General features: G+C 66.9%; 22 protein-coding genes and 1 other RNA gene. 9 read left to right on the forward strand and 14 right to left on the reverse strand.

The features are described 5' to 3' along the window. Positions 1-18 precede the first annotated feature (18 nt). Positions 19-1692: a dihydroxy-acid dehydratase gene (gene ilvD, locus HV773_RS01380; protein WP_129561430.1), complete on the reverse strand. Its 1674-nt coding sequence runs from the start codon at positions 1690-1692 to the stop codon at positions 19-21. A 204-nt stretch (positions 1693-1896) separates the two neighbouring features. On the opposite strand from ilvD, the gene HV773_RS01385 reads away from it, so the two are divergent. Together HV773_RS01385 and lgt are read left to right on the forward strand one after the other, a co-directional pair. Further along, on the forward strand, positions 1897-2910 hold the full coding sequence (locus HV773_RS01385; RefSeq protein ID WP_129561431.1) for a LysR family transcriptional regulator: 1014 nt from the start codon (positions 1897-1899) through the stop codon (positions 2908-2910). Positions 2911-3094: 184 nt separating this feature from the next. Further along, positions 3095-4009, forward strand: coding sequence for a prolipoprotein diacylglyceryl transferase (lgt, locus tag HV773_RS01390; RefSeq protein WP_129561432.1), 915 nt, complete (start codon positions 3095-3097; stop codon positions 4007-4009). Positions 4010-4102: 93 nt separating this feature from the next. Here lgt and HV773_RS01395 read toward each other — a convergent pair whose 3' ends face one another. The 5 genes from HV773_RS01395 to HV773_RS01415 all read right to left on the reverse strand — a co-directional run bounded on the left by HV773_RS01395 (position 4103) and on the right by HV773_RS01415 (position 6497). Continuing rightward, positions 4103-4828: an SIMPL domain-containing protein gene (locus tag HV773_RS01395; RefSeq protein WP_129561433.1), complete on the reverse strand. Its 726-nt coding sequence runs from the start codon at positions 4826-4828 to the stop codon at positions 4103-4105. 157 nt (positions 4829-4985) lie between these two features. Beyond that, on the reverse strand, positions 4986-5444 hold the full coding sequence (locus tag HV773_RS01400; protein ID WP_129561434.1) for an EVE domain-containing protein: 459 nt from the start codon (positions 5442-5444) through the stop codon (positions 4986-4988). Positions 5445-5554: 110 nt separating this feature from the next. Next, positions 5555-5735: non-coding RNA, 6S RNA (gene ssrS / locus HV773_RS01405), on the reverse strand. Positions 5736-5832: 97 nt separating this feature from the next. Then, complete coding sequence (locus tag HV773_RS01410; RefSeq protein WP_129561435.1) at positions 5833-6147, reverse strand: cell division protein ZapA; 315 nt, start codon at positions 6145-6147, stop codon at positions 5833-5835. After that, positions 6144-6497, reverse strand: a complete 354-nt coding sequence (locus HV773_RS01415; protein ID WP_129561436.1) for an ATPase — start codon at positions 6495-6497, stop codon at positions 6144-6146. The genes HV773_RS01410 and HV773_RS01415 overlap by 4 nt, the downstream gene beginning before the upstream one ends. 316 nt (positions 6498-6813) lie before the next feature. On the opposite strand from HV773_RS01415, the gene HV773_RS01420 reads away from it, so the two are divergent. From HV773_RS01420 to cobC, 5 genes are read left to right on the forward strand one after another with little or no spacing between them, the layout of a single operon-like run. Further along, complete coding sequence (locus HV773_RS01420; protein ID WP_129561437.1) at positions 6814-7923, forward strand: FecCD family ABC transporter permease; 1110 nt, start codon at positions 6814-6816, stop codon at positions 7921-7923. After that, entirely contained in the window at positions 7920-8753 is an 834-nt protein-coding gene (locus HV773_RS01425) for an ABC transporter ATP-binding protein (RefSeq protein ID WP_129561438.1), read from the forward strand. The genes HV773_RS01420 and HV773_RS01425 overlap by 4 nt, the downstream gene beginning before the upstream one ends. 57 nt (positions 8754-8810) lie before the next feature. Further along, complete coding sequence (gene cobT / locus HV773_RS01430; RefSeq protein WP_129561439.1) at positions 8811-9917, forward strand: nicotinate-nucleotide--dimethylbenzimidazole phosphoribosyltransferase; 1107 nt, start codon at positions 8811-8813, stop codon at positions 9915-9917. Next, positions 9914-10681: an adenosylcobinamide-GDP ribazoletransferase gene (locus HV773_RS01435; protein WP_129561440.1), complete on the forward strand. Its 768-nt coding sequence runs from the start codon at positions 9914-9916 to the stop codon at positions 10679-10681. The genes cobT and HV773_RS01435 overlap by 4 nt, the downstream gene beginning before the upstream one ends. Then, entirely contained in the window at positions 10666-11256 is a 591-nt protein-coding gene (gene cobC, locus HV773_RS01440) for an alpha-ribazole phosphatase (RefSeq protein WP_129561441.1), read from the forward strand. Before HV773_RS01435 ends, cobC begins: the two co-directional genes overlap by 16 nt. A 30-nt stretch (positions 11257-11286) precedes the next feature. Here the strand turns inward: cobC and HV773_RS01445 are convergent, their stop codons facing one another. From HV773_RS01445 to cobU, 4 genes are read right to left on the reverse strand one after another with little or no spacing between them, the layout of a single operon-like run. Continuing rightward, on the reverse strand, positions 11287-12243 hold the full coding sequence (locus HV773_RS01445; protein ID WP_227875364.1) for a cobalamin-binding protein: 957 nt from the start codon (positions 12241-12243) through the stop codon (positions 11287-11289). Then, on the reverse strand, positions 12240-13301 hold the full coding sequence (cobD, locus tag HV773_RS01450; RefSeq protein WP_129561442.1) for a threonine-phosphate decarboxylase CobD: 1062 nt from the start codon (positions 13299-13301) through the stop codon (positions 12240-12242). The genes HV773_RS01445 and cobD overlap by 4 nt, the downstream gene beginning before the upstream one ends. Next, positions 13294-14235 (reverse strand): CobD/CbiB family cobalamin biosynthesis protein, encoded by a 942-nt coding sequence (locus HV773_RS01455; RefSeq protein WP_129563283.1) that lies wholly within the window; start codon positions 14233-14235, stop codon positions 13294-13296. Before HV773_RS01455 ends, cobD begins: the two co-directional genes overlap by 8 nt. Further along, positions 14232-14804: a bifunctional adenosylcobinamide kinase/adenosylcobinamide-phosphate guanylyltransferase gene (cobU, locus tag HV773_RS01460; RefSeq protein WP_129563284.1), complete on the reverse strand. Its 573-nt coding sequence runs from the start codon at positions 14802-14804 to the stop codon at positions 14232-14234. The genes HV773_RS01455 and cobU overlap by 4 nt, the downstream gene beginning before the upstream one ends. Positions 14805-14974: 170 nt before the next feature. Here cobU and HV773_RS01465 point away from each other — a divergent pair, with 170 nt between their 5' ends. Further along, positions 14975-16528 carry a cobyric acid synthase gene (locus HV773_RS01465; protein WP_174220039.1) on the forward strand — a complete coding sequence of 518 codons (1554 nt, stop codon included), beginning with the start codon at positions 14975-14977 and terminating at the stop codon, positions 16526-16528. A 14-nt stretch (positions 16529-16542) separates the two neighbouring features. Here HV773_RS01465 and HV773_RS01470 read toward each other — a convergent pair whose 3' ends face one another. Continuing rightward, positions 16543-16962: a PaaI family thioesterase gene (locus HV773_RS01470; protein WP_129561443.1), complete on the reverse strand. Its 420-nt coding sequence runs from the start codon at positions 16960-16962 to the stop codon at positions 16543-16545. Next, the gene (locus HV773_RS01475; RefSeq protein WP_129561444.1) at positions 16959-17261 is read right to left on the reverse strand and encodes a hypothetical protein; all 303 of its coding nucleotides are present in this window, start codon (positions 17259-17261) and stop codon (positions 16959-16961) included. The genes HV773_RS01470 and HV773_RS01475 overlap by 4 nt, the downstream gene beginning before the upstream one ends. Here HV773_RS01475 and HV773_RS01480 point away from each other — a divergent pair. Then, positions 17260-17886 (forward strand): ParA family protein, encoded by a 627-nt coding sequence (locus HV773_RS01480; protein WP_129561445.1) that lies wholly within the window; start codon positions 17260-17262, stop codon positions 17884-17886. The two genes, HV773_RS01475 and HV773_RS01480, sit on opposite strands and share 2 nt — an antisense overlap. A 76-nt stretch (positions 17887-17962) precedes the next feature. On the opposite strand, the gene panD is transcribed toward HV773_RS01480, so the two are convergent. Continuing rightward, positions 17963-18349 (reverse strand): aspartate 1-decarboxylase, encoded by a 387-nt coding sequence (gene panD, locus HV773_RS01485; protein WP_028221186.1) that lies wholly within the window; start codon positions 18347-18349, stop codon positions 17963-17965. A gap of 97 nt (positions 18350-18446) precedes the next feature. Continuing rightward, a complete protein-coding gene (gene panC, locus HV773_RS01490) occupies positions 18447-19289 on the reverse strand; it encodes a pantoate--beta-alanine ligase (RefSeq protein ID WP_129561446.1) in 843 nt (280 codons plus the stop codon). Positions 19290-19471: the final 182 nt, after the last annotated feature.

The following is a 19471-nucleotide window of genomic DNA, read 5'->3' on the forward strand; positions in this document are numbered from 1 at the left end:
CAGAAGATCTGGAGATTCTCAGCCCGTGACCGCGCCCTTGTTCGCCGGACGCGCCAGAGCCGCGTATTTCGCGAGCACGCCCCGCGTGTAGCGCGGCGCCGGCTGCTTCCAGGCCGCGCGGCGGCGTGCGAGTTCGGCGTCGTCGATATTCAATTGCAGCAGTAGCTGGTGCGCATCGATGGTGATCGAATCGCCCTCCTGCACGAGTGCGATGGCTCCGCCTTCGAACGCTTCGGGCGCAACGTGGCCGACCACCATGCCCCACGTGCCGCCCGAGAAGCGGCCGTCGGTGATGAGGCCCACGGATTCGCCGAGCCCCTTGCCGATGATCGCCGAGGTGGGCGCGAGCATCTCCGGCATGCCCGGACCACCCTTCGGTCCGAGGTAGCGCAGCACGACCACATCGCCGGCCTTGATCTTGTCGGCGAGGATCGCTTCCATTGCGCTTTGTTCGTCGTCGAACACGCGTGCCGGGCCCGTGATCACGGGGTTTTTCAGGCCCGTGATCTTGGCGACAGCGCCCTCGGTCGCGAGGTTGCCCTTGAGGATCGCGAGGTGGCCTTCCTTATACAGCGCCTGGTCGATGGGGAAGATCACCTTTTGATCGGCGCGTGGCTTCGATGGTATGTCCTTCAGTTCTTCGGCGATGGTCTTGCCCGTGATGGTCATGCAGTCGCCGTGCAACAGGCCTGCATCGAGCAGGATCTTGAGCACCTGGGGAATGCCGCCGGCCTTGTGCAGGTCGGTCGCCACATACTGACCCGAAGGCTTCAGATCGCAGATCACCGGCACTTTCTTGCGCATGCGCTCGAAGTCGTCGATGCTCCAGTCGATTTCCGCGGCGTGCGCGATGGCAAGATAGTGCAGCACCGCGTTGGTCGAGCCGCCGGTGGCCATGATCAGCGCCACGGCGTTCTCGATCGACTTCTTCGTGATGATGTCGCGCGGCTTGAGATCCTTCTTGACCGCTTCGACGAGCACGCGCGCCGACTCGGCGGCCGAGTCGACCTTCTCTTCGTCGGGGTTGGCCATCGTCGACGAATACAGCAGCGACATGCCGAGCGCCTCGAACGACGAACTCATCGTGTTGGCCGTGTACATGCCGCCGCACGAACCCGTGGACGGGCACGCGTTTTTCTCGACGCCTTCGAAGTCCTCTTCGGTCATGCGGCCCGCCGTGAACTCGCCCACCGCCTCGAACGCCGACACGATGGTCAGATCCTTACCCTTCCAGTTGCCGGGGCGGATCGTGCCGCCGTACACGTAGATGCCGGGCACATTGATGCGCGCAAGCGCGATCATGCCGCCGGGCATGTTCTTGTCGCAGCCGCCGATCACGACCACGCCGTCCATCCACTGACCCTGCACGCAGGTCTCGATGCAGTCGGCAATCACTTCGCGCGAGACGAGCGAGTACTTCATGCCTTCGGTGCCCATCGACATGCCGTCCGAAATCGTGGGCGTGCCGAAGATCTGCGGGTTGGCGTCCGCGCCCTTGACGGCGGCGATGGCAGCGTCCGCGAGGCGCTGCAGGCCCGCGTTGCACGGCGTGATGGTCGAGTGGCCATTGGCGATGCCGATCATCGGCTTGTCGAAGTCGGCTTTTTCGTAGCCGAGCGCGTAATACATCGACCGGTTCGGCGAGCGGGCGACGCCTTGCGTAATGTGCTTCGAACGACGGTTGTAGGCCATGGGGGCGCTCCGTGAAAGGTGTCTCGATCTTGTTCGGTTGCCGGATTCGAGGGGCTCGAGGAGGAATGCGCCGGCATGTGCGAAAAAGAATGGAGTTTCGCGAGCACAATGTCCAATATATTATTCTTGGTCTACTGAGTCGAAAAAAGAATCACAGCGAGAATCCAGCGAGAATCACAGCCCGCGTTTTTCGCGCTTTTCACCATGAGTTCGACGATTCCCGATCTGCGCCAATTGCGCTACTTCGTGGCCGTGGCCGAGGAGCAGCATTTCGGCCGCGCGGCGGCGCGCCTTTCGATGACGCAACCACCGCTTTCACAGGCCATTCGCGCGTTGGAGGAGACGCTTGGCGTCGAGCTCTTCGCGCGCACGCGCCGCTCGGTGGAATTGACGGCCGTGGGCGCCGACCTGCTGCCCGAGGTCCGGCGCCTGCTCGCCGCGGCGCAGGCGCTGCGCCCGCTCGCGCAGAGTCTCGCGCGCGGCGAGGCGGGTGTACTGGCGCTGGCCTTCGTCTCGACCGCCGATTACGGGCTGTTGCCACTGCTGCTGCACGATTTCGGCGCGCGCCACCCGCGTGTGCGCCTGCAGCTCGCAGAGGCCACGAGCGACGTGCAGATCGACGAACTGGTGGCGGGCCGTATCGACGCGGGCCTCGTGATCGCGCCCTTGCCGCCGCGTCACGCGGCGCAGCTCGCGTATCTGCCGGTCGCGCGCGAGCCGCTCGTGGTGGCCATGCCGGCCGAGCTCGCGGCGCGCACGGGGAGTCCGCGCGGCCTCGATGAGTTGGCCACCGAGTTGGCCACTGAATTGCCCACTGAGCTGGCCGCGCAGGGCTGGTGCGAGACGCCCGTGAGCCTCGCCGATCTCGCCGATATCCCCCTCGTGGTGTTTCCGCGCCATCTGGCCCCGGGCTTTTACGACACCATCATGGATTGTTACGGCGCCGCCGGTCTTGCGCCGCGCGTGGGTCAGGAGGCGATCCAGATGCAGACGATCGTGAGCCTTGTCTCTGCGGGAATGGGCATTGCGCTCGTGCCGCAGTCGCTGCGCCATTTGCGGCGCACGGGCGTGGTCTACCGGCCGCTGGCCGAAGCCGCGCCGACCATCGAAACGGGTCTCGTCTGGCGCGCCGAGGAGGTGAGTCCGGTGCTGGCGGCGTTCATCGAAATCGTTCGCGCGCATGCGGCCACGGCGGGCCGGCCTGCGAAGCCGCAGTGAGCCGCAGTGAGCCGTGCCGGGGGTGCGTTTTGGTTCATGCTGGCCCGTCTCGGCGATAATGTGTCGCCGCAGCACGCGATGCGAACTGTGCCGCTTTGAAAACGTCCAACGCACCGTCGCGCATTTTGTGCCGATTTTTACAACTCGATTTCAAACCTCACCGCCGACAAGCACTGATTCCACGATGCTCATCCATCCGAATTTCGACCCCATTGCCATTCATCTGGGGCCGCTCGCCGTGCGCTGGTACGGCCTCATGTATCTCGTCGGCTTCATCCTCGCGATCGTGATCGGCCGCCTGCGCCTGCGTCTGCCGTACGTGGCCGCGCAGGGCTGGACCGTCAAGGACATCGACGACATGCTGTTTTACGGCGTGCTCGGCACGGTGCTCGGCGGGCGCCTCGGCTATGTCGTGTTCTACAAGGCGAGCTGGTACTTCGCGCATCCGCTCGACATCTTCAAGGTGTGGGAAGGCGGCATGTCGTTTCATGGCGGCTTTCTCGGCGTGACCTTCGCGATGGTCCTGTTCGCGTGGCAGCGCGGGCGCACCTGGCTGCAGGTCACCGACTTCGTCGCGCCGATGGTGCCCACGGGTCTCGCCGCAGGCCGTCTTGGCAACTTCATCAATGGTGAGCTGTGGGGCCGCGTGACCTCGCCGGACGCGCCGTGGGCCATGATGTTCCCGGGCGCGGCCAACGACGACGCCGCGTGGCTTGCCGCGCATCCGCAACAGGCCGCGCAGTGGCATTTGAACGATGTGTTCGCGCAATATCATTTGCTGCCGCGCCATCCGTCCGAGCTCTATGAAATCGCACTCGAAGGCATTGCGCTCTTCATCGTGCTGATCCTGTTCTCGCGCAAGCAGCGTCCCGTGGGCGCGATCTCGGCGATGTTCCTGATCGGCTATGGTCTCGCGCGCTTCACCGTGGAGTTCGCCCGCGAGCCCGACGATTTCCTCGGTTTGCTCGCGTTGGGCTTTTCGATGGGGCAGTGGCTCTCGCTGCCGATGATCGTCGCGGGCGTGCTGATGATGATCTGGGCGTATCGCCGCGCCAAACGCAACAACGGTGCGCAGCAAGCCGTGAGTGCCAGGAGCTGATGCCGCGGTTGATTCGTTTCTCTCTGTACTGAACGCACCATGAAAAAAGCCACGGTTTTGCCGTGGCTTTTTTTTGCATGCGCGATGCGCGCGTTACTTCATCTGCACCGAGCCCGACACATTGACGGTCACCGTGGACGTGCCGCCTTCGAGCGGCATCGGCGGTGCGGCCTTCGCGTCGGCCGACATGGCGCGCGCGCTCATCATCATCATCGGACGCGGCATCACGCCTTGATGGCCCACGTTCACGTCGCGGACCGTGTAGCTGCTATAGCCGAATGCGCGCGCATTCGCGGCGGCCTGATCGCGGAACGAAGCGATCGCCTGGCCCGAGAGCTTCTGCTCGGCGGCGCGCTGGGCTTCGGGCGAGAGCGAGAACTGCACATTGCCCACCTGCATCACCGTAGCGATATCGCCGGCGAGTTTCGAGGCGGCGGCGAAGTCGTGCGATTCGAGCACGACTTCCGTGCGGCCGCGCCATGCCGAAATGCGCCCGTCGCGATCGGTCGACGGATAGATCGAGAATTGGCCCGAGCGTGCGGTCACGCCCGCGACGCCCTTGGCTTTTTGCAGCGCCTGGTCGGCGCGCTGATTGAGCGTGGCCGTGAGCGATGCGGGGTCCTTCGCTTCCTGCTCGTAGAACAACGTGATCGTGACGACGTCCTGCGGGACTTCGGCGCTTGCCTGGGCGGAAAGCGAGAGCACGCCGGCCGGTTGATAGCGCGCATCGCTCTGCGCGAATGCGGCGCCCGGTGCGATGGCAAGCGGCACAGCGGCAACGAGAGCAGCGGCGAGCGTGACGACAGTTTTTCTCTTCATATTTGGACTCCTGGCAGAACAGATTCGCAAACGGCGCGTGCGTGCCGTTTGCGTGTTCATTAGGCGGGGTGGGCCGCGCAGGGTTCCCGCCGGAGCGGGGGAGCTTTGCAATCTTTAAAGATTGGCGGCGCGCGCATGCCAAAGCTTACGCTGCGACTTACATCAGCCGCTTGGTGATGAAGTCCCATTCGGCCTTGGAGACCGGCGTGATGGACAGACGATTGCCCTTGGCGAGCACGCGCATGTCGGCGAGTTCTTCGTGCTCGCGCAGCGCGGCGAGTGCAATAAGTGGGCACTTCTTCTTGAACACGACGTCGACGAGCATCCAGCGCGGCGTTTCCTGCGTGGATTTCGCGTCGTAGTAAGGGCTTTTCGGATCGAATTGCGTGGGATCGGGATACGGCGTGGACGAGACTTGCGCGAGGCCCGCAATGCCAGGCTCGGGGCAGCTCGAATGATAGAAGAGCACGCCGTCGCCAACCTGCATGGTGTCGCGCATGAAATTGCGCGCCTGATAGTTGCGCACGCCGGTCCATGGCAGCGTGTGCTGCGGGGCGTTCGCGAGATCGTCGATGCTTGCTTCGTCGGGTTCGGACTTCATCAGCCAGTAGCGCATGAGTCGAAGTAACGCGTCGAAAGTGGAGGGGGCGGCGCTCAGAAAACAGCACGCCAAGAGGGAAGCACAAAAGGAAAACGGCATCGGACGTGAGTCCGATGCCGTTTGAATAGGTCCCCGCCTTAGCCGCTAGGCCGGCATCCTGAACCGGAGGTTCAGAATTGGTCGCAGTTAGCAGCACTTCGGGTACATCAGACTAGTGACGCGCACACCCGTGCTACAAATTTCCGCAACCGTGCACATGGCATTGGTTCAAGGAATATATGACCTTGGCGAACCAGGCAGGGAAGCTGACTAAACTGTTTGACGCTCTGCTGCTTGAAAACATCTTGTGGACGTTTCCGTGAACATCACTGTAGCGCGATTTTAATCCATTATGTAGCGGGTTTTATTGAACACCGTACTGCTGGATGACTGCGCCAAGCTGCTCATTCATTTGGTGCATTGTACGACGGATTTCTTCCGCTGGGAATGCTTCGCCGTGCCGCACGCTGGTCTGCAAACGCAGCAATTCCGACGCGATCGAGAGCGCGGCCATCACGGCGATGCGGTCCGTGCCGCGCACGTTGCTGTGATTGCGGATCTTCGACATTTCCGCGTCCACGCGCGCCACGGCTTCGAGCAGCGCGCCTTCGGTTTCCGGCGAACAGGCGAGGCGATAGCTCTGGCCGAGAATCGTCGCTTCGATCTGCTTGGTCGTCATGCATTTTCTCCGTGGCGAGCCGCGTTGTCGTCGTCGGCGTTCTGCTGCGACGGCTCGAGCAAGTCGAGCTGGTTGTCGCGCTCCGCGCCCGTGCGGGCACGCGGCAGCTTTTCGAGGATTGCGTTCAGACGGACCTGGGCGTCGTCGATCTTGGCCGAGAGCCCATCGCGCTCGGCCTGCAGCGCGTTGCGCTCTTCGCGCACCTGTTCGAGTTCGGCGCGCGTTGCTTCGCATTGCGCCTGCAATTGCGCGAGTTGCTCTTCGAGTGCCACGCGTGCTTCATGATGGCGCTGATTAATCTCGATCAGCCGCCCGATGTTTTGTGAGAGTGTTTCGAGTTCGTTGAGCATCTGCTGCGTCCTCTAAAGACAGGCATTCTAGCGCGGATTGTCGCGTATTCCGACAACGGTGACGTTTCCAGACGTAACAGCATCGCTTCGTGTTGGCTTCTTGCAGTTTTTGAACCGCCATGTGCCGGCAGGCGACATTCAGGAACGCATTTTGCGCCGAGCGCGAGGCCGGCCCTCATATCGCGGCTGCCACCGCGTTTCGCGCAATAATGACGCATTCTTGACGCTCGCACGGGGCCCTCCTAAACTTGCCGGCCCCTGTTTCGCCCCTTGACGATCGCGCGTGTCAGTGTCCCGAGATCGACCCCTTTCGACGATGCGAACCGTCAACTCCGATAAATCGCGCAGCACGCCGGCGCCGGCCTTGCCGCGCGCTTCTGGCGCCAATGCGCTGCGTCGCACGATGAGTGCGCGCCGCGCGGCAGCGATCTGGTGTGTGCTTGCCGTGGCCGCGCTCGCGGTTTTCGTGGCGTCGCTCGCGATCGGCAGCGTGCCAGTGACGCTCGCACAGGCGCTGCATGCGCTCCTGCCCGCCACGCCGACACCCTCAACCACGCAGAACGCCAACGACATGGCGAGCGAAATCGTGCGCACGCTGCGCATGCCGCGCGCGCTAGGCGGCTTCGCGTGCGGCGCGCTGCTTGCGCTGGCCGGCGCGCTGCTTCAGGTGCTGTTGCGCAATCCGCTCGCCGAACCCTATGTGCTGGGCGTTTCGGGCGGCGCCGCCGCGTTCGCGCTGGTGGCGATGATCGCGGGCGCGGCGTGGTGGGTTGTGCAGACGAGCGCCTGTGCGGGGGCTTTCGTTTCGATCCTGCTCGTGCTCGGCCTCGCGCGCCGCGAGCTTTGGCGCGGCGAACCGCAGGACAGTTCTCCGCGTCTGCTGCTCACGGGCGCGGTGACGGCGGCGGGGTGGGGCGCGCTCATCACACTGCTGCTGACGCTCGCACCCGAAGCGAGCTTGCGCGGCATGCTGTTCTGGCTCACCGGCGACCTCAATGGCGCGGGCATGCCTTGGCCCGCGTTGATCGCGCTCGCGCTGGTGCTTGCATTCGGCGTGAGCGCCGCGCCGCGCTTGAACGTGCTGCTGCGCGGCGACGCGGCCGCCCAGGCGCTCGGCGTGCCGGTGCTGCGTTTGCGCGTGGGCGTGTATCTCGCAGCCTCGCTCGCGGCGGCGGCGGCCGTCACCACGGGAGGCACGATCGGCTTCGTCGGGCTCGTCGTGCCGCACATGTTGCGGCTCGCGTTCGGCAACGACCAGCGCATGCTCGTGCCCGCGGCCGCACTCGCGGGCGGCCTCGCGGTGATGGGTGCAGATCTCGTCGCGCGCACGATTGCCGCGCCCACGCAGCTGCCCGTGGGCGTCGTGACCGCGCTCGCGGGCGTGCCCGTGTTTCTGTGGATGCTGCTCAAAAGGCGTACGCCATGAGTTCCGCTACGAGTCACGACACTGTCCACGGCGCCCGCGAGAAGCCGCTGCTCGCCGCGCATGCGCTCACGCTGCGCACCGGCGCTCGCACGCTGGTCGAAGGCCTCACGCAGTGTTTCGACGCGGGCGAGATCTGGTGCGTGGCCGGTGCGAACGGCGCGGGCAAGACCACCTTGATCGCGACGCTCGCGGGCCTGCGCGAGAGCGCGGCGGGCCATGTCGAAGTCGATGGCATGGCGTTGCGCGACTGGCAGCCGGTGCGCCTCGCGCAACGCCGCGCATTGATGCCACAAGACGTGCGCGACGCATTCAGCGCGAGCGTGCTCGACACGGTGTTGCTCAACCGCTACCCGCATCTCGCGGGCTGGGGATGGGAAAGCGAGGACGATCGCGCGGCCGCGCACGCCGCGCTCGCGATGCTCGGTCTCGAGACCTTCGCTGCGCGCGACGTGCTTTCGCTCTCGGGCGGCGAGCGCCAGCGCGTCGCGCTGGCGGCGGTGCTCTGCCAGGACGCGCCGCTCCTGCTGCTCGACGAGCCGCTCTCGCATCTGGATCTGCATCATCAGATCGCCTGTCTGGAAGCGCTTTCGCACTGGGTGAATACCGGGTCGCGCACAGTCGTGTTTTCCTGTCACGATCTCAATCTTGCACGGCGCTACGCGACGCACGCCTTGCTACTCGACGGCCGTGGCGGCTGCTTCGCGGGCCCGGTGCGCGAGGTGCTCACGGCGGAGCGCGCGAGCGCGGCCTTTGGCCATCCGCTCAGGCTGATTCGCGAGGGCGAACACGAGGCGCTCGTGGCTGCTTTCGAACTTCCACGTGAGCGCTGACGCCTGTTACGCGCGCGAGCGGTATTGAACCGCGTATTGAACCAAACTGAAACCAACATGACTTCAACGCTTTCCGAATTACTGGCTGTCGAGCCGCTCGGCTCGTCGCTGCGCGACGCGCTTCAGCACCTCATCGACACGAAGACCAAGCCGCCGGGCAGCCTCGGCCGTCTCGAAGCGCTCGCGCGCCAGCTCGGCTTGATCCAGCGCACCACGCGTCCGCGCGTCGAGCGTCCCGTGATGATCGTGTTCGCGGGCGACCACGGCATCGCCAACGAAGGCGTGAGCCCGTATCCGCAGGCCGTGACGGCGCAGATGGTCGCGAACTTCATCGCGGGCGGCGCGGCCATCAACGCGTTTAGCGGCGTGGCCGGGCTCGAACTGGAGATCGTCGATGCCGGTGTTGCAACACCGCTGCCGCCGCTGCCGCCGTTAACTGAGGTTTCGAAACTCGTCTCGCTGCCGATGGCGCGCGGCACGCGCAACTTTGCGCACGAGCCGGCCATGACACGCGACGAGGCCATCGCCGCGCTCGCGGCGGGCGCGGCGCGCGTGCGTCATCACGCGGCGCTCGGCACCAACGTGATCGGTTTCGGCGAGATGGGTATCGCGAATACGTCGTCGGCTGCATGCCTGATGAGCCGCCTGTGCAGCGTGCCCATCGACGAATGCGTGGGGCGCGGCACGGGGCTCGACAACGCGGGCCTCGCGCGCAAGCGCAATGTGCTGGCGGCAGCACTCGCGCGTCACCCGAATGCGCGTGAACCGATCGATGTGCTCGCAACTTTCGGCGGCTTCGAGATCGCGATGATGGCGGGGGCGTTTCTGGAAGCGGCGCGCCAGCGCATGGCGATTCTCGTCGATGGTTTCATCGCGACTGCGGCGCTGCTGGTGGCGGACGCGCTCGCGCCGCACGTGCGGGAGTACTGTGTGTTCGCGCATGCGTCGAACGAGGCGGGACATCGGCGCATGCTCGATCATTTCGGCGCGCGCGAATTGCTCGCGCTCGATCTGCGTCTGGGCGAGGGCACGGGCGCGGCGCTGGCCGTGCCGCTCCTGCGCGCGGCGGTGGCGTTTCTCAATGAAATGGCGAGCTTCGAATCCGCCGGCGTGGATGAGCGCAACGAGCGGCCCAGCAGCGAACGTCCCGAGCGTGGGCATTGAATCCGCTCGCGGAACTGCGTTATTTCTTCACGGCGCTCGGCTATTTCACGCGCGTGCCGGTGCCGCGCTGGGTCGGCTTCGAGCCGCAGTGGCTGAACTCGGCGGCGCGCTATTTTCCGCTAGTAGGCGCGTTGATCGGCGCGCTGGCGGCGCTGGTGTACCTCGCGGCGCTCCACGTGTTTCCCGCGAGCGTGGCAGTGCTGCTCTCGATGGCCGTGACGCTCCTCGCGACCGGCGCATTCCATGAAGACGGTCTCGCCGATTGCATCGATGCATTCGGCGGCGCGTATCAGCGCGAGGACGTGCTGCGCATCATGCACGATTCGCGCATCGGCGCGTTCGGCGCCATCGGTCTCGTGATCTCGCTCGCGCTGAAGTGGCAGACGCTGGCCGCGTTGCCGCCGTTGCGCGCCGCCACGCTCATGATCGCCGGCCATGCCGCGAGCCGCGCGCTCGCGATCAGCTACCTCGTCTCGCTCGACTACGTGCGGCCCGAGGGCAAGGCCAAGCCGGTCGCGCAGCGCATGAGCGCGCTTGCGCTCGGCTGCGCGTTCGTATTCGGCCTGCCGTGGCTCTTCTGGCCGGCGTGGCCGGACTGGCGCGCGGGCGTGGCGACACTCGCGGCGCTCGGTCTGCTGCGCTATGGGCTCGGGCGGTATTTCGTGCGGCGCATCGGCGGCTATACGGGCGATTGCCTTGGCTTCGCGCAGCAGGTGTTCGAACTCGCGATCTATCTGATGGGGCTCGCATGGATTTCGTCCTGATTCGTCATCCCGCCGTGGCGGTGGAGGCGGGCGTGTGCTACGGCAAGTCCGACGTGGCGCTGGCCGGGACCGCCGATGCCGGCGCGGCGTCGATTGCCGCGCGTTTGGCCGCGCTCGGCGTGCGTGCGCCGCAACGTATCGAAACGAGTCCGCTTACGCGTTGCGCGAGCGTGGCCCGCGTGCTCGGGCAGATGCACGATGGCATTGCTGCGCATGAAGATGCGCGTCTCGCGGAGATGGACTTCGGTGCGTGGGAGATGCAGCGCTGGGACACTATCGAGCGCGCGCAGATCGATGCCTGGGCCGCCGACTTCGAGCATGCGCGCACGCATGGCGGCGAGAGCGTCGCGCAGTTCTACGCGCGGGTGTCGGCGTGGTTCGATGCGTACGATGCCGGAGCGCACGAGCGCGTCTGGGCCGTCGCGCATGCGGGCGTGATTCGCGCGGTTGCCGCGCGCGCATTGGACGTGCCGTTCGCGCGTTGCGCACGCTGGCCGCTCGAGATGGCGGCGATCGTCACGCTGCGCCGCGAGGCGTCGAGCGGCGAATGGCTGCTCGCGCGCTGGAATGCGTGACATGCGTTTCCGGTTTATTCGGATTCCATATTAATTAGCCGCACTCGTATCGCGCGAGCGGGCGCGATCGAGATCCTCGCATAGCTGCGCTGCGCCTTGCGCGATGCGCGGCCCGGGCCGCGTGAGCAGATCGCCGTCGATGGCGAAGAGATTGCCGCGCGCCACTGCATGCAACTGGGGCCACGCGCGCCAGTGCGTGAGCGCGGGCAGTGGTTGGTCCGGTGCCGTCGCGCCTTGCGAGGCGGTGACGATCGCATCGGGATTGGCGGCCAGCACGGCTTCGGTGGAGAGCGTGGGCACCAGCGGATGCAGCGCGGCAAAGACGTTGCGTCCGCCGCATAGCGCGATCACGTCGCTAATCATGTGCTCGCCGTTGATCGTCATGAGCGGGTGGTCCCAGACTTCGTAAAACACTTTCACCGGCGCGCGCTGCGCGTAACGCGCGCGCAGTTGCTCGATGGTGCGGCGATACCCGAGCGCCGCATCATCGGCGGTTTTTTGCGTGCCCAGCAGCGCGCCGAGCCGGGTGAGCGAGGTCGCCACGTCGTCGAGCCGGCGCGGCTCGCTAAAGAAGAGCGGGATGTGCAGTTCGCGCAGACGGTCGATCTGCTGCTGCGCATTGCCATGCCGCCACACGACGATCAGATCGGGCCTGAGCGCGGCGATGCGTTCGAGGTCGAGCGCGCGGTTATCGCCCACGCGCGGCACGCTTTGCGCCTGCGGCGGGTAATCGCTGTAGGCAACCGCGCCCACCAGCTTCGTGCCGCCGCCCGCTGCGTAGATCAGCTCGGTTGCGTGCGGCGAGAGGCTGATGACGCGTTGTGCGGGTGCGGTTAGCGTGACGGTTTCGCCGGCATCGTCGACGGCGCTGACTGTGGCCGCGCGGGTGGTTGCAGGTGCGAACGCGGTGGCAGCCACGACCAAGAGCGCGCCGGCGAGCAAGCGGGCGATGACGTCACGGCGGCGATCCATCATGCGGGCCATCATTCGAGCTCCTGCATGGCTTGCCCGAGCGCCGTTTTGAAGCGCCGCCACTCGTCTTCCGATGCGGGTAGGCCGAAACGCAGGCTTGCCGGCGACTCGAAGCGGCGCGTCCACACCGCGCGCGATGCAAGCGCATCCTGCAACCGCGCGGCGCGCGCGTGGACAACCCATGCGAAGAGCGGTGTAGTGCGAGGCGCGAGGCCGTGCGAATCGAGCAATGCGCCCAGGCGCGCGCTTTCGCCGTCGAGCCGCGTGCGCATCGCGCGTTGCCTCTCGGTATCCGCGAACGCGTGCGTTACTGCGTGGCGAGCGGGGCCGCTCACGGTCCACGCACCGAGACGCGCGCGCAGCGTGGCAAGCAGCGGGGGGGCGGCGAGCGCGAAGCCGCAGCGCGCCCCCGCGAGGCCGAAGAATTTGCCGGGCGAGCGCAGCACCACCAGGCCAGAGCGCCCGGTTGTGTCCGCTAGCGAGTTTGCCTGGGGATCGTCGAAGGCGTCGGCGAAAGCTTCGTCGACGATCAGCGTGCCGCCGCGAGCGGCGAGCTGCGCGTGCCAGTGCAACAGCGTCTCGCGGCCCACGAGGCTCGCCGTGGGATTGTCGGGATTCACGACGACCGCGTGCATTGCGTCCTCGGGCAGCGTGCCGGATGCGATGTCCAGCGGTACGACGACGTGGCCTGCCTGCGCGAACGCGGGTGCGTATTCGCCGTAGGTGAGCGGCGCGATCGCCACGCGCGCCGCTGATGCTTGCGCGGGCAACAATACCGGCAACAGCGCGGGCAGTGCGCGGATTGCCGCCTGGCTGCCCGCCACGGGCAACACGTGCTGCGCATCGGGTGCGCCGTAGTAGCGTGCCGCGCAGGCCGCGAAGCCGTCGTCGTCTTCGGGCAGGCGGCGCCACGCGCCGGCGGGCACAGGCGGAACCGGAAAGCCGTGCGGATTGATGCCGGTAGAAAGATCGATCCACGCGTCCCAGGGGATGCCGTAGCGCTGCGCGGCTTCGTGCAGATTGCCGCCGTGCGCGATCATGTGCGCGGCGGTGTCGAGATGCGCTTCAGACATCGGTTGCCACGCTCAGGAAGGCCAGCGCAAGGAGCACGGCGAGCCACAGGAACGTCGTGCGCTCGACCAGACGCAATGCGGCGTCCACGTCCTGGGCGCGCGGCGGTGCGCCCGTGCCGAGCGCGGGACGATCCTCCACGGTGCCGTGGTAGACCGCTGCGCCGCCCAGCAGCACGTTCAGGCTGCCCGCGCCGGCGGCCATCACCGGGCCCGCGTTCGGGCTCTCCCAGTGCGGCGCCTGCTCGCGCCAGCAGCGCAGGGCGGCGCGCGTGTCGCCGAGCAGCGCATAGCTTGCGGCCGTGAGGCGCGCGGGAAACCAGTTGAGTCCATCGTCGATGCGCGCGGCCGCCCAGCCGAAGCGCAAAAAGCGCGGCGTGCGATATCCCCACATGGCGTCGAGCGTGTTGGCGAGGCGAAACGCGAGTGCGCCGGGCCCGCCCGCAATCGCGAACCAGAACAGCGCGCCGAAGATCGCGTCGTTGCCGTTTTCGAGCGCGGATTCGCAGGCCGCGCGCGCGAGCGCGGTAGCGTCGGCGTTCGCGGTATCGCGCGAGACGATGCGCGCAGTCAGCGCGCGTGCGGCGGTGAGGTCGTGTTCCGCGAGTGCGTGCGCAATCGGCGCGATGTGCTCTTCCAAGCTGCGCGCGCCGAGCGCGAACCACAGCAGCGCGATGTGCAACGCCCATGCGAGCGGCCAGGGCAGCGCGGCGCACATCAGTGCCGCGAGCCCAACGGGCGGCGCGAGCGCCAGGAGCCAGGCCGCGAGGCCGAGCGGGCGCCCGCGCCGGCCGGTGTTCAGCCGTTTTTCGATGTGGTTCGCGAGCGTGCCGAACGCGACCAGCGGATGCGCGTGACGCGGCTCGCCAAACTGGCGGTCGACGGCTACGCCCGCAACGGCGAGGGCGGCGGTGGCGGGCAGGCTCAGCATCGTCAGCATGAAGGCGGCGCCTTGAGCACGAGCGGCAAGCCGGCGGCCACGAGCGTCGCGCGGTCGGCGAGTGCGGCGATGCGCTGGTTCAGGCGGCCGAGTTCATCGACGTAAAGGCGCGTGGCGGCGCCCAGCGGCACCACGCCCATGCCGATTTCGTTGCTCACCACGAGCACGACGCAGTCGGCGCGCCTGGCGCGCTCGCAGGCGGCGGCGAAGGCGTCGAGGCGCGCGCGCCAGTCGGGCAGCGGCGTCTCGGATTCGGGCGGGCACAGCAGGTTGGCGAGCCAGAGCGTGAGGCAGTCGATCAGCACGCACTGGCCAGGTGTGGCCGCCGCATCGAGCGCGCCCGCGAGATCGAGCGGCGCGACGACCAGCCCCCAATGCGCGGGCCGCCGCGCGCGGTGATGCGCGATGCGCGCGGCGAATTCGGCATCGGCGTGCGCGCCTTCGGGCACGCTCGCGGTGGCGATATAGGTGACCGGCAGGCCGCTTTCGGAGGCGAGGCGTTCGGCGTGGGCGCTCTTGCCCGAGCGCGCGCCGCCGACGATGAAGGTGAAGTCGCGCGAAATCATCGCGTGATTGTAGCGGCTAGCGTCCGGCAGATTGACGGCGAGCGCGGCGGCAGCACATGGCCGGACGTAGGGCGGAACGCGGCGCAGCCCGCCCGCGCCGGACGCACGCACGATGGGATAATGCGTGTCGCTTGACCGACCCAGCGCTTTCCCCGCTATTTATCACCATCATGTCCGCAACCCGACCCGCTGTGCCGCGTGGCACGCTGATGATCCAGGGCACCACGTCCGACGCGGGCAAGAGCACGCTCGTGGCCGGCCTGTGCCGCCTTGCGCGCCGCGCGGGCGTGCGCGTGGCGCCCTTCAAGCCGCAGAACATGGCGCTGAACAGCGCCGTGACGGTCGATGGCGGCGAGATTGGCCGCGCCCAGGCGCTGCAGGCGCTTGCCGCGGGCATCGCGCCGCATACCGATTTCAACCCCGTGCTGCTCAAGCCCAATAGCGATGTGGGTGCGCAGGTGATCGTCCATGGCAAGGCGCGCATGACTCTCGACGCGCGTGCCTACCACGACTACAAGCCGATCGCGCGCGAGGCCGTGCTCGAGTCGTACGCGCGCCTGCGCGAGCGCTATGAGACGCTGTTCGTCGAAGGCGCGGGCAGCCCCGCCGAAATCAATCTGCGCGCCGGCGACATCGCCAACATGGGCTTTGCCGAAGCCGTCGACTGTCCGGTCGTGCTGGTCGCCGACATCGACCGTGGCGGTGTGTTCGCGCACCTGATCGGCACGCTCGCGTGCCTCTCGGAAAGCGAGCGAGCGCGGGTGAAGGGCTTCATCATCAACCGCTTTCGTGGCGACCCGGCGCTGCTCCAGCCTGGCCTCGACTGGCTCGAAGCGCAGACGGGCAAGCCGGTGCTCGGCGTGGTGCCGTATCTGCATGGGCTGATGCTCGATGCCGAGGACATGCTGCCCGAATCCGCACATGCCCATGCGCAGGCCGGCGGCGCGACGCTGCGCGTAGTGGTGCCGGTGCTGCCGCATATCAGCAACCATACGGACTTCGACGCGTTGCGCGCGCATCCGCAAGTCGAATTCAGCTATGTGCGCACGGGCAGCGCGCCGCCGTGCGCCGATCTCGTGATCGTGCCAGGCTCGAAGAACGTGCGCGACGACCTGGCGTGGCTGCGCGCGCAGGGCTGGGAGACAGCGCTCGCGCGGCATCTGCGCTACGGCGGGCGCGTGATCGGCATTTGCGGCGGCATGCAGATGCTCGGGCGCGCGATTGCCGATCCGCACGGCGTGGAAGGGACGCCCGGCGAGGTGGCTGGCCTCGGCTGGCTCGATTACGAAACCGAACTTACGCGTGAGAAGACGCTGAAGAATGTCGAGGGGTGGCTTGCGTTGCCCAGCGACGCACAAGCGGCCGGAGCGGCGGCGCGGGTGCGGGGCTACGAGATCCACATGGGTGTGACGCGTGGCCCGGCGCTCGCTGAACCGGCATTGCGGATCGCCTCGGTGGACAGCGCGATGCAGGAGGCGAGCGACGGCACGGCAGGGACGCTGCGCGCCGACGGCGCGCAGTCGGCGGACGGGCAGATTCTCGCGACCTATGTGCACGGTCTCTTCGACACTCCGGAGGCGTGCGCCGTGCTGCTGCGCTGGGCGGGACTCGAAGCGCCGCAACGCGTCGATTACCCCGCGCTGCGCGAGGCGTCGGTCGAGCGGCTTGCCGACGCGCTCGAAGCCAATCTCGATCTGGCGCGCCTCTACGGCGCGATGGGCTGAAACGGGCGCCCGCTTCAGTACAGCACCATCTGCGTGCAACGGAACAGCGCGGTGGTCTTGCCGTCCGGGCCCGTTACCGTGGCGTCCCAGACCTGCGTGCTGCGCCCGAGATGCACGCCGGTCGCGACCACGCTCAGCGTGCCTTCGCGCGCCGTGCCCATAAAGTTGCTCTTGAGTTCGATGGTGGTGAAGTTTTTCGCGCCCGGCGGCAGGTGCGCGAGGCAGCCGTAGCCGCAGGCCGTATCGGCGAGGCAGATGACCGTGGCGGCGTGCAGGAAGCCATTGGGCGCGAGCAGTTCGCTGCGGATCTCAAGTTCGCCGCGCAGCAGGCCCTGGTCGAGCGCGACCGCGCGAAAGCCGATCAGCTCGGGCAGCCGGCCGCGCTGGCGTTGGTGCAGGGAATCGATGGTGATATCGGTGCGCAAGATGCTCATGGCAGGAGGGTTTCCTTGATGGTCGGAAAATAGGGGATCGAAGTTCGATGCAGGACGGCGTGCGATGCGCCATGCGGGCTCGCATCCGGCGCGCTCACGGGCCGGAACTTCGGCGCCGCCGCATTTGCCGATATTATCGGACGGTTGCGTCGGCGCATCGGTGTGCCGCGCGGCTTCCCGGCGACTGGCGCGCGGCGTTTCGTGGCAGCGGCGGCATCGACGGAAGCGAAATCGGCAGAATCAGCAGAATCGGCAAACCGGCTGGCCCGCGCGCCAGCCATCCTGACGGGAGCATTCATGACGGTGATCGTGGTGGCGAACCCCAAGGGCGGCGTTGGCAAGAGCACGCTGTCCACCAATCTGGCCGGCTATTTTGCGGCGCAAGGCGAGTGGGTTGCGCTCGCGGACCTCGACCGGCAGCAGTCGGCGCACGCATGGCTCGACCTGCGGCCCGAGACGCTGCCCGCCATCGAGAGCTGGAACGTCGACCTCGATAACCCGGCGAAGCCGCCCAAGGGGCTCGAGCACGCCATCATCGACACGCCGGCGGGCCTGCACGGCAACCGGCTGGCCGCGATCGTCGCGCTCGCGGATAAAGTGATCGTGCCGCTGCAGCCCTCGATGTTCGACATTCTCGCGACCAAGGACTTTCTCGATCGGCTGGCCAAGGAAAAGGCGGTGAGAAAGGGCGCCATCAAGGTGGGCGTGGTGGGCATGCGGGTGGACGCGCGCACGCGCTCGGCCGAGCAGTTGCAGCGCTTCGTGGAGGGGCTGGAGTTGCCCGTGCTGGGCTATGTGCGCGACACGCAGAACTACGTGCAGATGGCCGCCCACGGGCTCACGCTGTGGGACGTCGCGAAAAGCCGCGTGGAGAAGGATCTCGAGCAGTGGCGCTCGATCATCGAGTGGGTGAACAGCAAATAAGCGGCAACCCCGGCGGCGCCTGGATTCCTTCCGGGCGGCGCCGACACTCGAGGCCGCCCGGGTTTTGCGCGCTTTATCAGGTCCAGCTTTGCGTCGGCACGTGGTCGCGGCTGCCCTTGATGCGGTTGTTCTCGTCGACGAACACGAGATCCGGCTTCCAGCCCGCTTTCAATTCTTCTTCTTCCACGTTCGCGAAAGCCGCGATGATCACGAGGTCGCCTAGTTGCGCGCGGCGCGCGGCCGAGCCGTTCAGCGAGATCATGCCGCTGCCGCGCTCGCCCTTGATCGCGTAGGTCGTGAAGCGCTCGCCGTTGTTGATGTTCCAGATGTCGATGCGCTCGTTTTCGACGATGTTCGCCGCTTCGAGCAGGTTTTCGTCGATCGCGCACGAGCCTTCGTAGTGCAGCTCGCAGTGCGTGACGGCGACGCGGTGGATCTTCGACTTGAGCATATGGCGTTGCATGGTGAGTCTCCTCAGGCGAGCGGGCGCGCGGCCCGCCGCGGGTGATGCGGGAAAAATCGGCTGAAAAATCGGCAAAACGGCGCGAAAAACGCGACGCTCAGATCTCGAGGTTGTCGATCAGGCGCGTGGGTCCGAGCTTGGCCGCGGCCAGCACGACGAGCGGCGCATCCGCATCGGCGGCAACGCCGGCTGCGGGAGGCAGCAGATTCGCCTGCTTGCGGATTGCGATGTAGTCGGGCTGCCAGCCGCGCGTGGCGAGCGCGGCCATCGCTTCGTGTTCGAGTTGCTGGAAGTCGCGGCGGCCCGCGAGGACCGCTTCGCGAATCCCGCGCAGCGCGAGCGCCAGTTGCGGCGCTTCCGCGCGTTCGGTGGGCGAGAGATAGCGGTTGCGCGAGCTGAGCGCGAGGCCGTCGGTGTCGCGCACGGTTTCGGCGGCGATGATCTCGGTCGGCAGCGCGAACTGCTGGCACATCGCGCGCACGATCATCAGCTGCTGGTAATCCTTCTTGCCGAACACCGCGACGCGCGGCTGCACGCACGACATCAGCTTCATGACGACCGTGCACACGCCCTCGAAAAATCCGGGCCGGAACTCGCCTTCGAGAATGTCGCCCAGATTGTGCGGCGGATGCACGCGGTATTCCTGCGGCTGCGGGTACATGTCGGACTCGGTGGGCGCGAACAGCACGTAGACGTTGTCCTTCTGCAGCTTCTCGATGTCGTCTTGGAGCGTGCGGGGATATTTGTCGAAGTCTTCGTTCGGGCCGAACTGCAGGCGGTTCACGAAGATGCTGGCCACCACCGGGTCGCCGTGCTGGCGCGCGAGGCGCATCAGCGAGAGGTGGCCTTCGTGCAGGTTGCCCATGGTCGGCACGAACGCGGTGCGGTTTTGGCCGCGCAACTGGTCGCGCAGTTCCTGAATCGAGCTGATGACTTTCATGATCGGATGCGTTATGCCTCGCACGGGGCAAGACGGGTTGCGGCAAGCGGCGATGCACGCGGCGCACTCGGGCGCGCGGCTGGCCGGATGGCGTGTGCCCGGCCCGTCGGGGGCAGGCGCGGGCGATTGTAGAGGATTTAGGCGTGCTGCGCAGCCGCTCCGGATGGGGGGTTATCCTGGCT

The organism is Paraburkholderia caffeinitolerans, from assembly GCF_902859945.1.
GTDB lineage: Bacteria > Pseudomonadota > Gammaproteobacteria > Burkholderiales > Burkholderiaceae > Paraburkholderia > Paraburkholderia caffeinitolerans.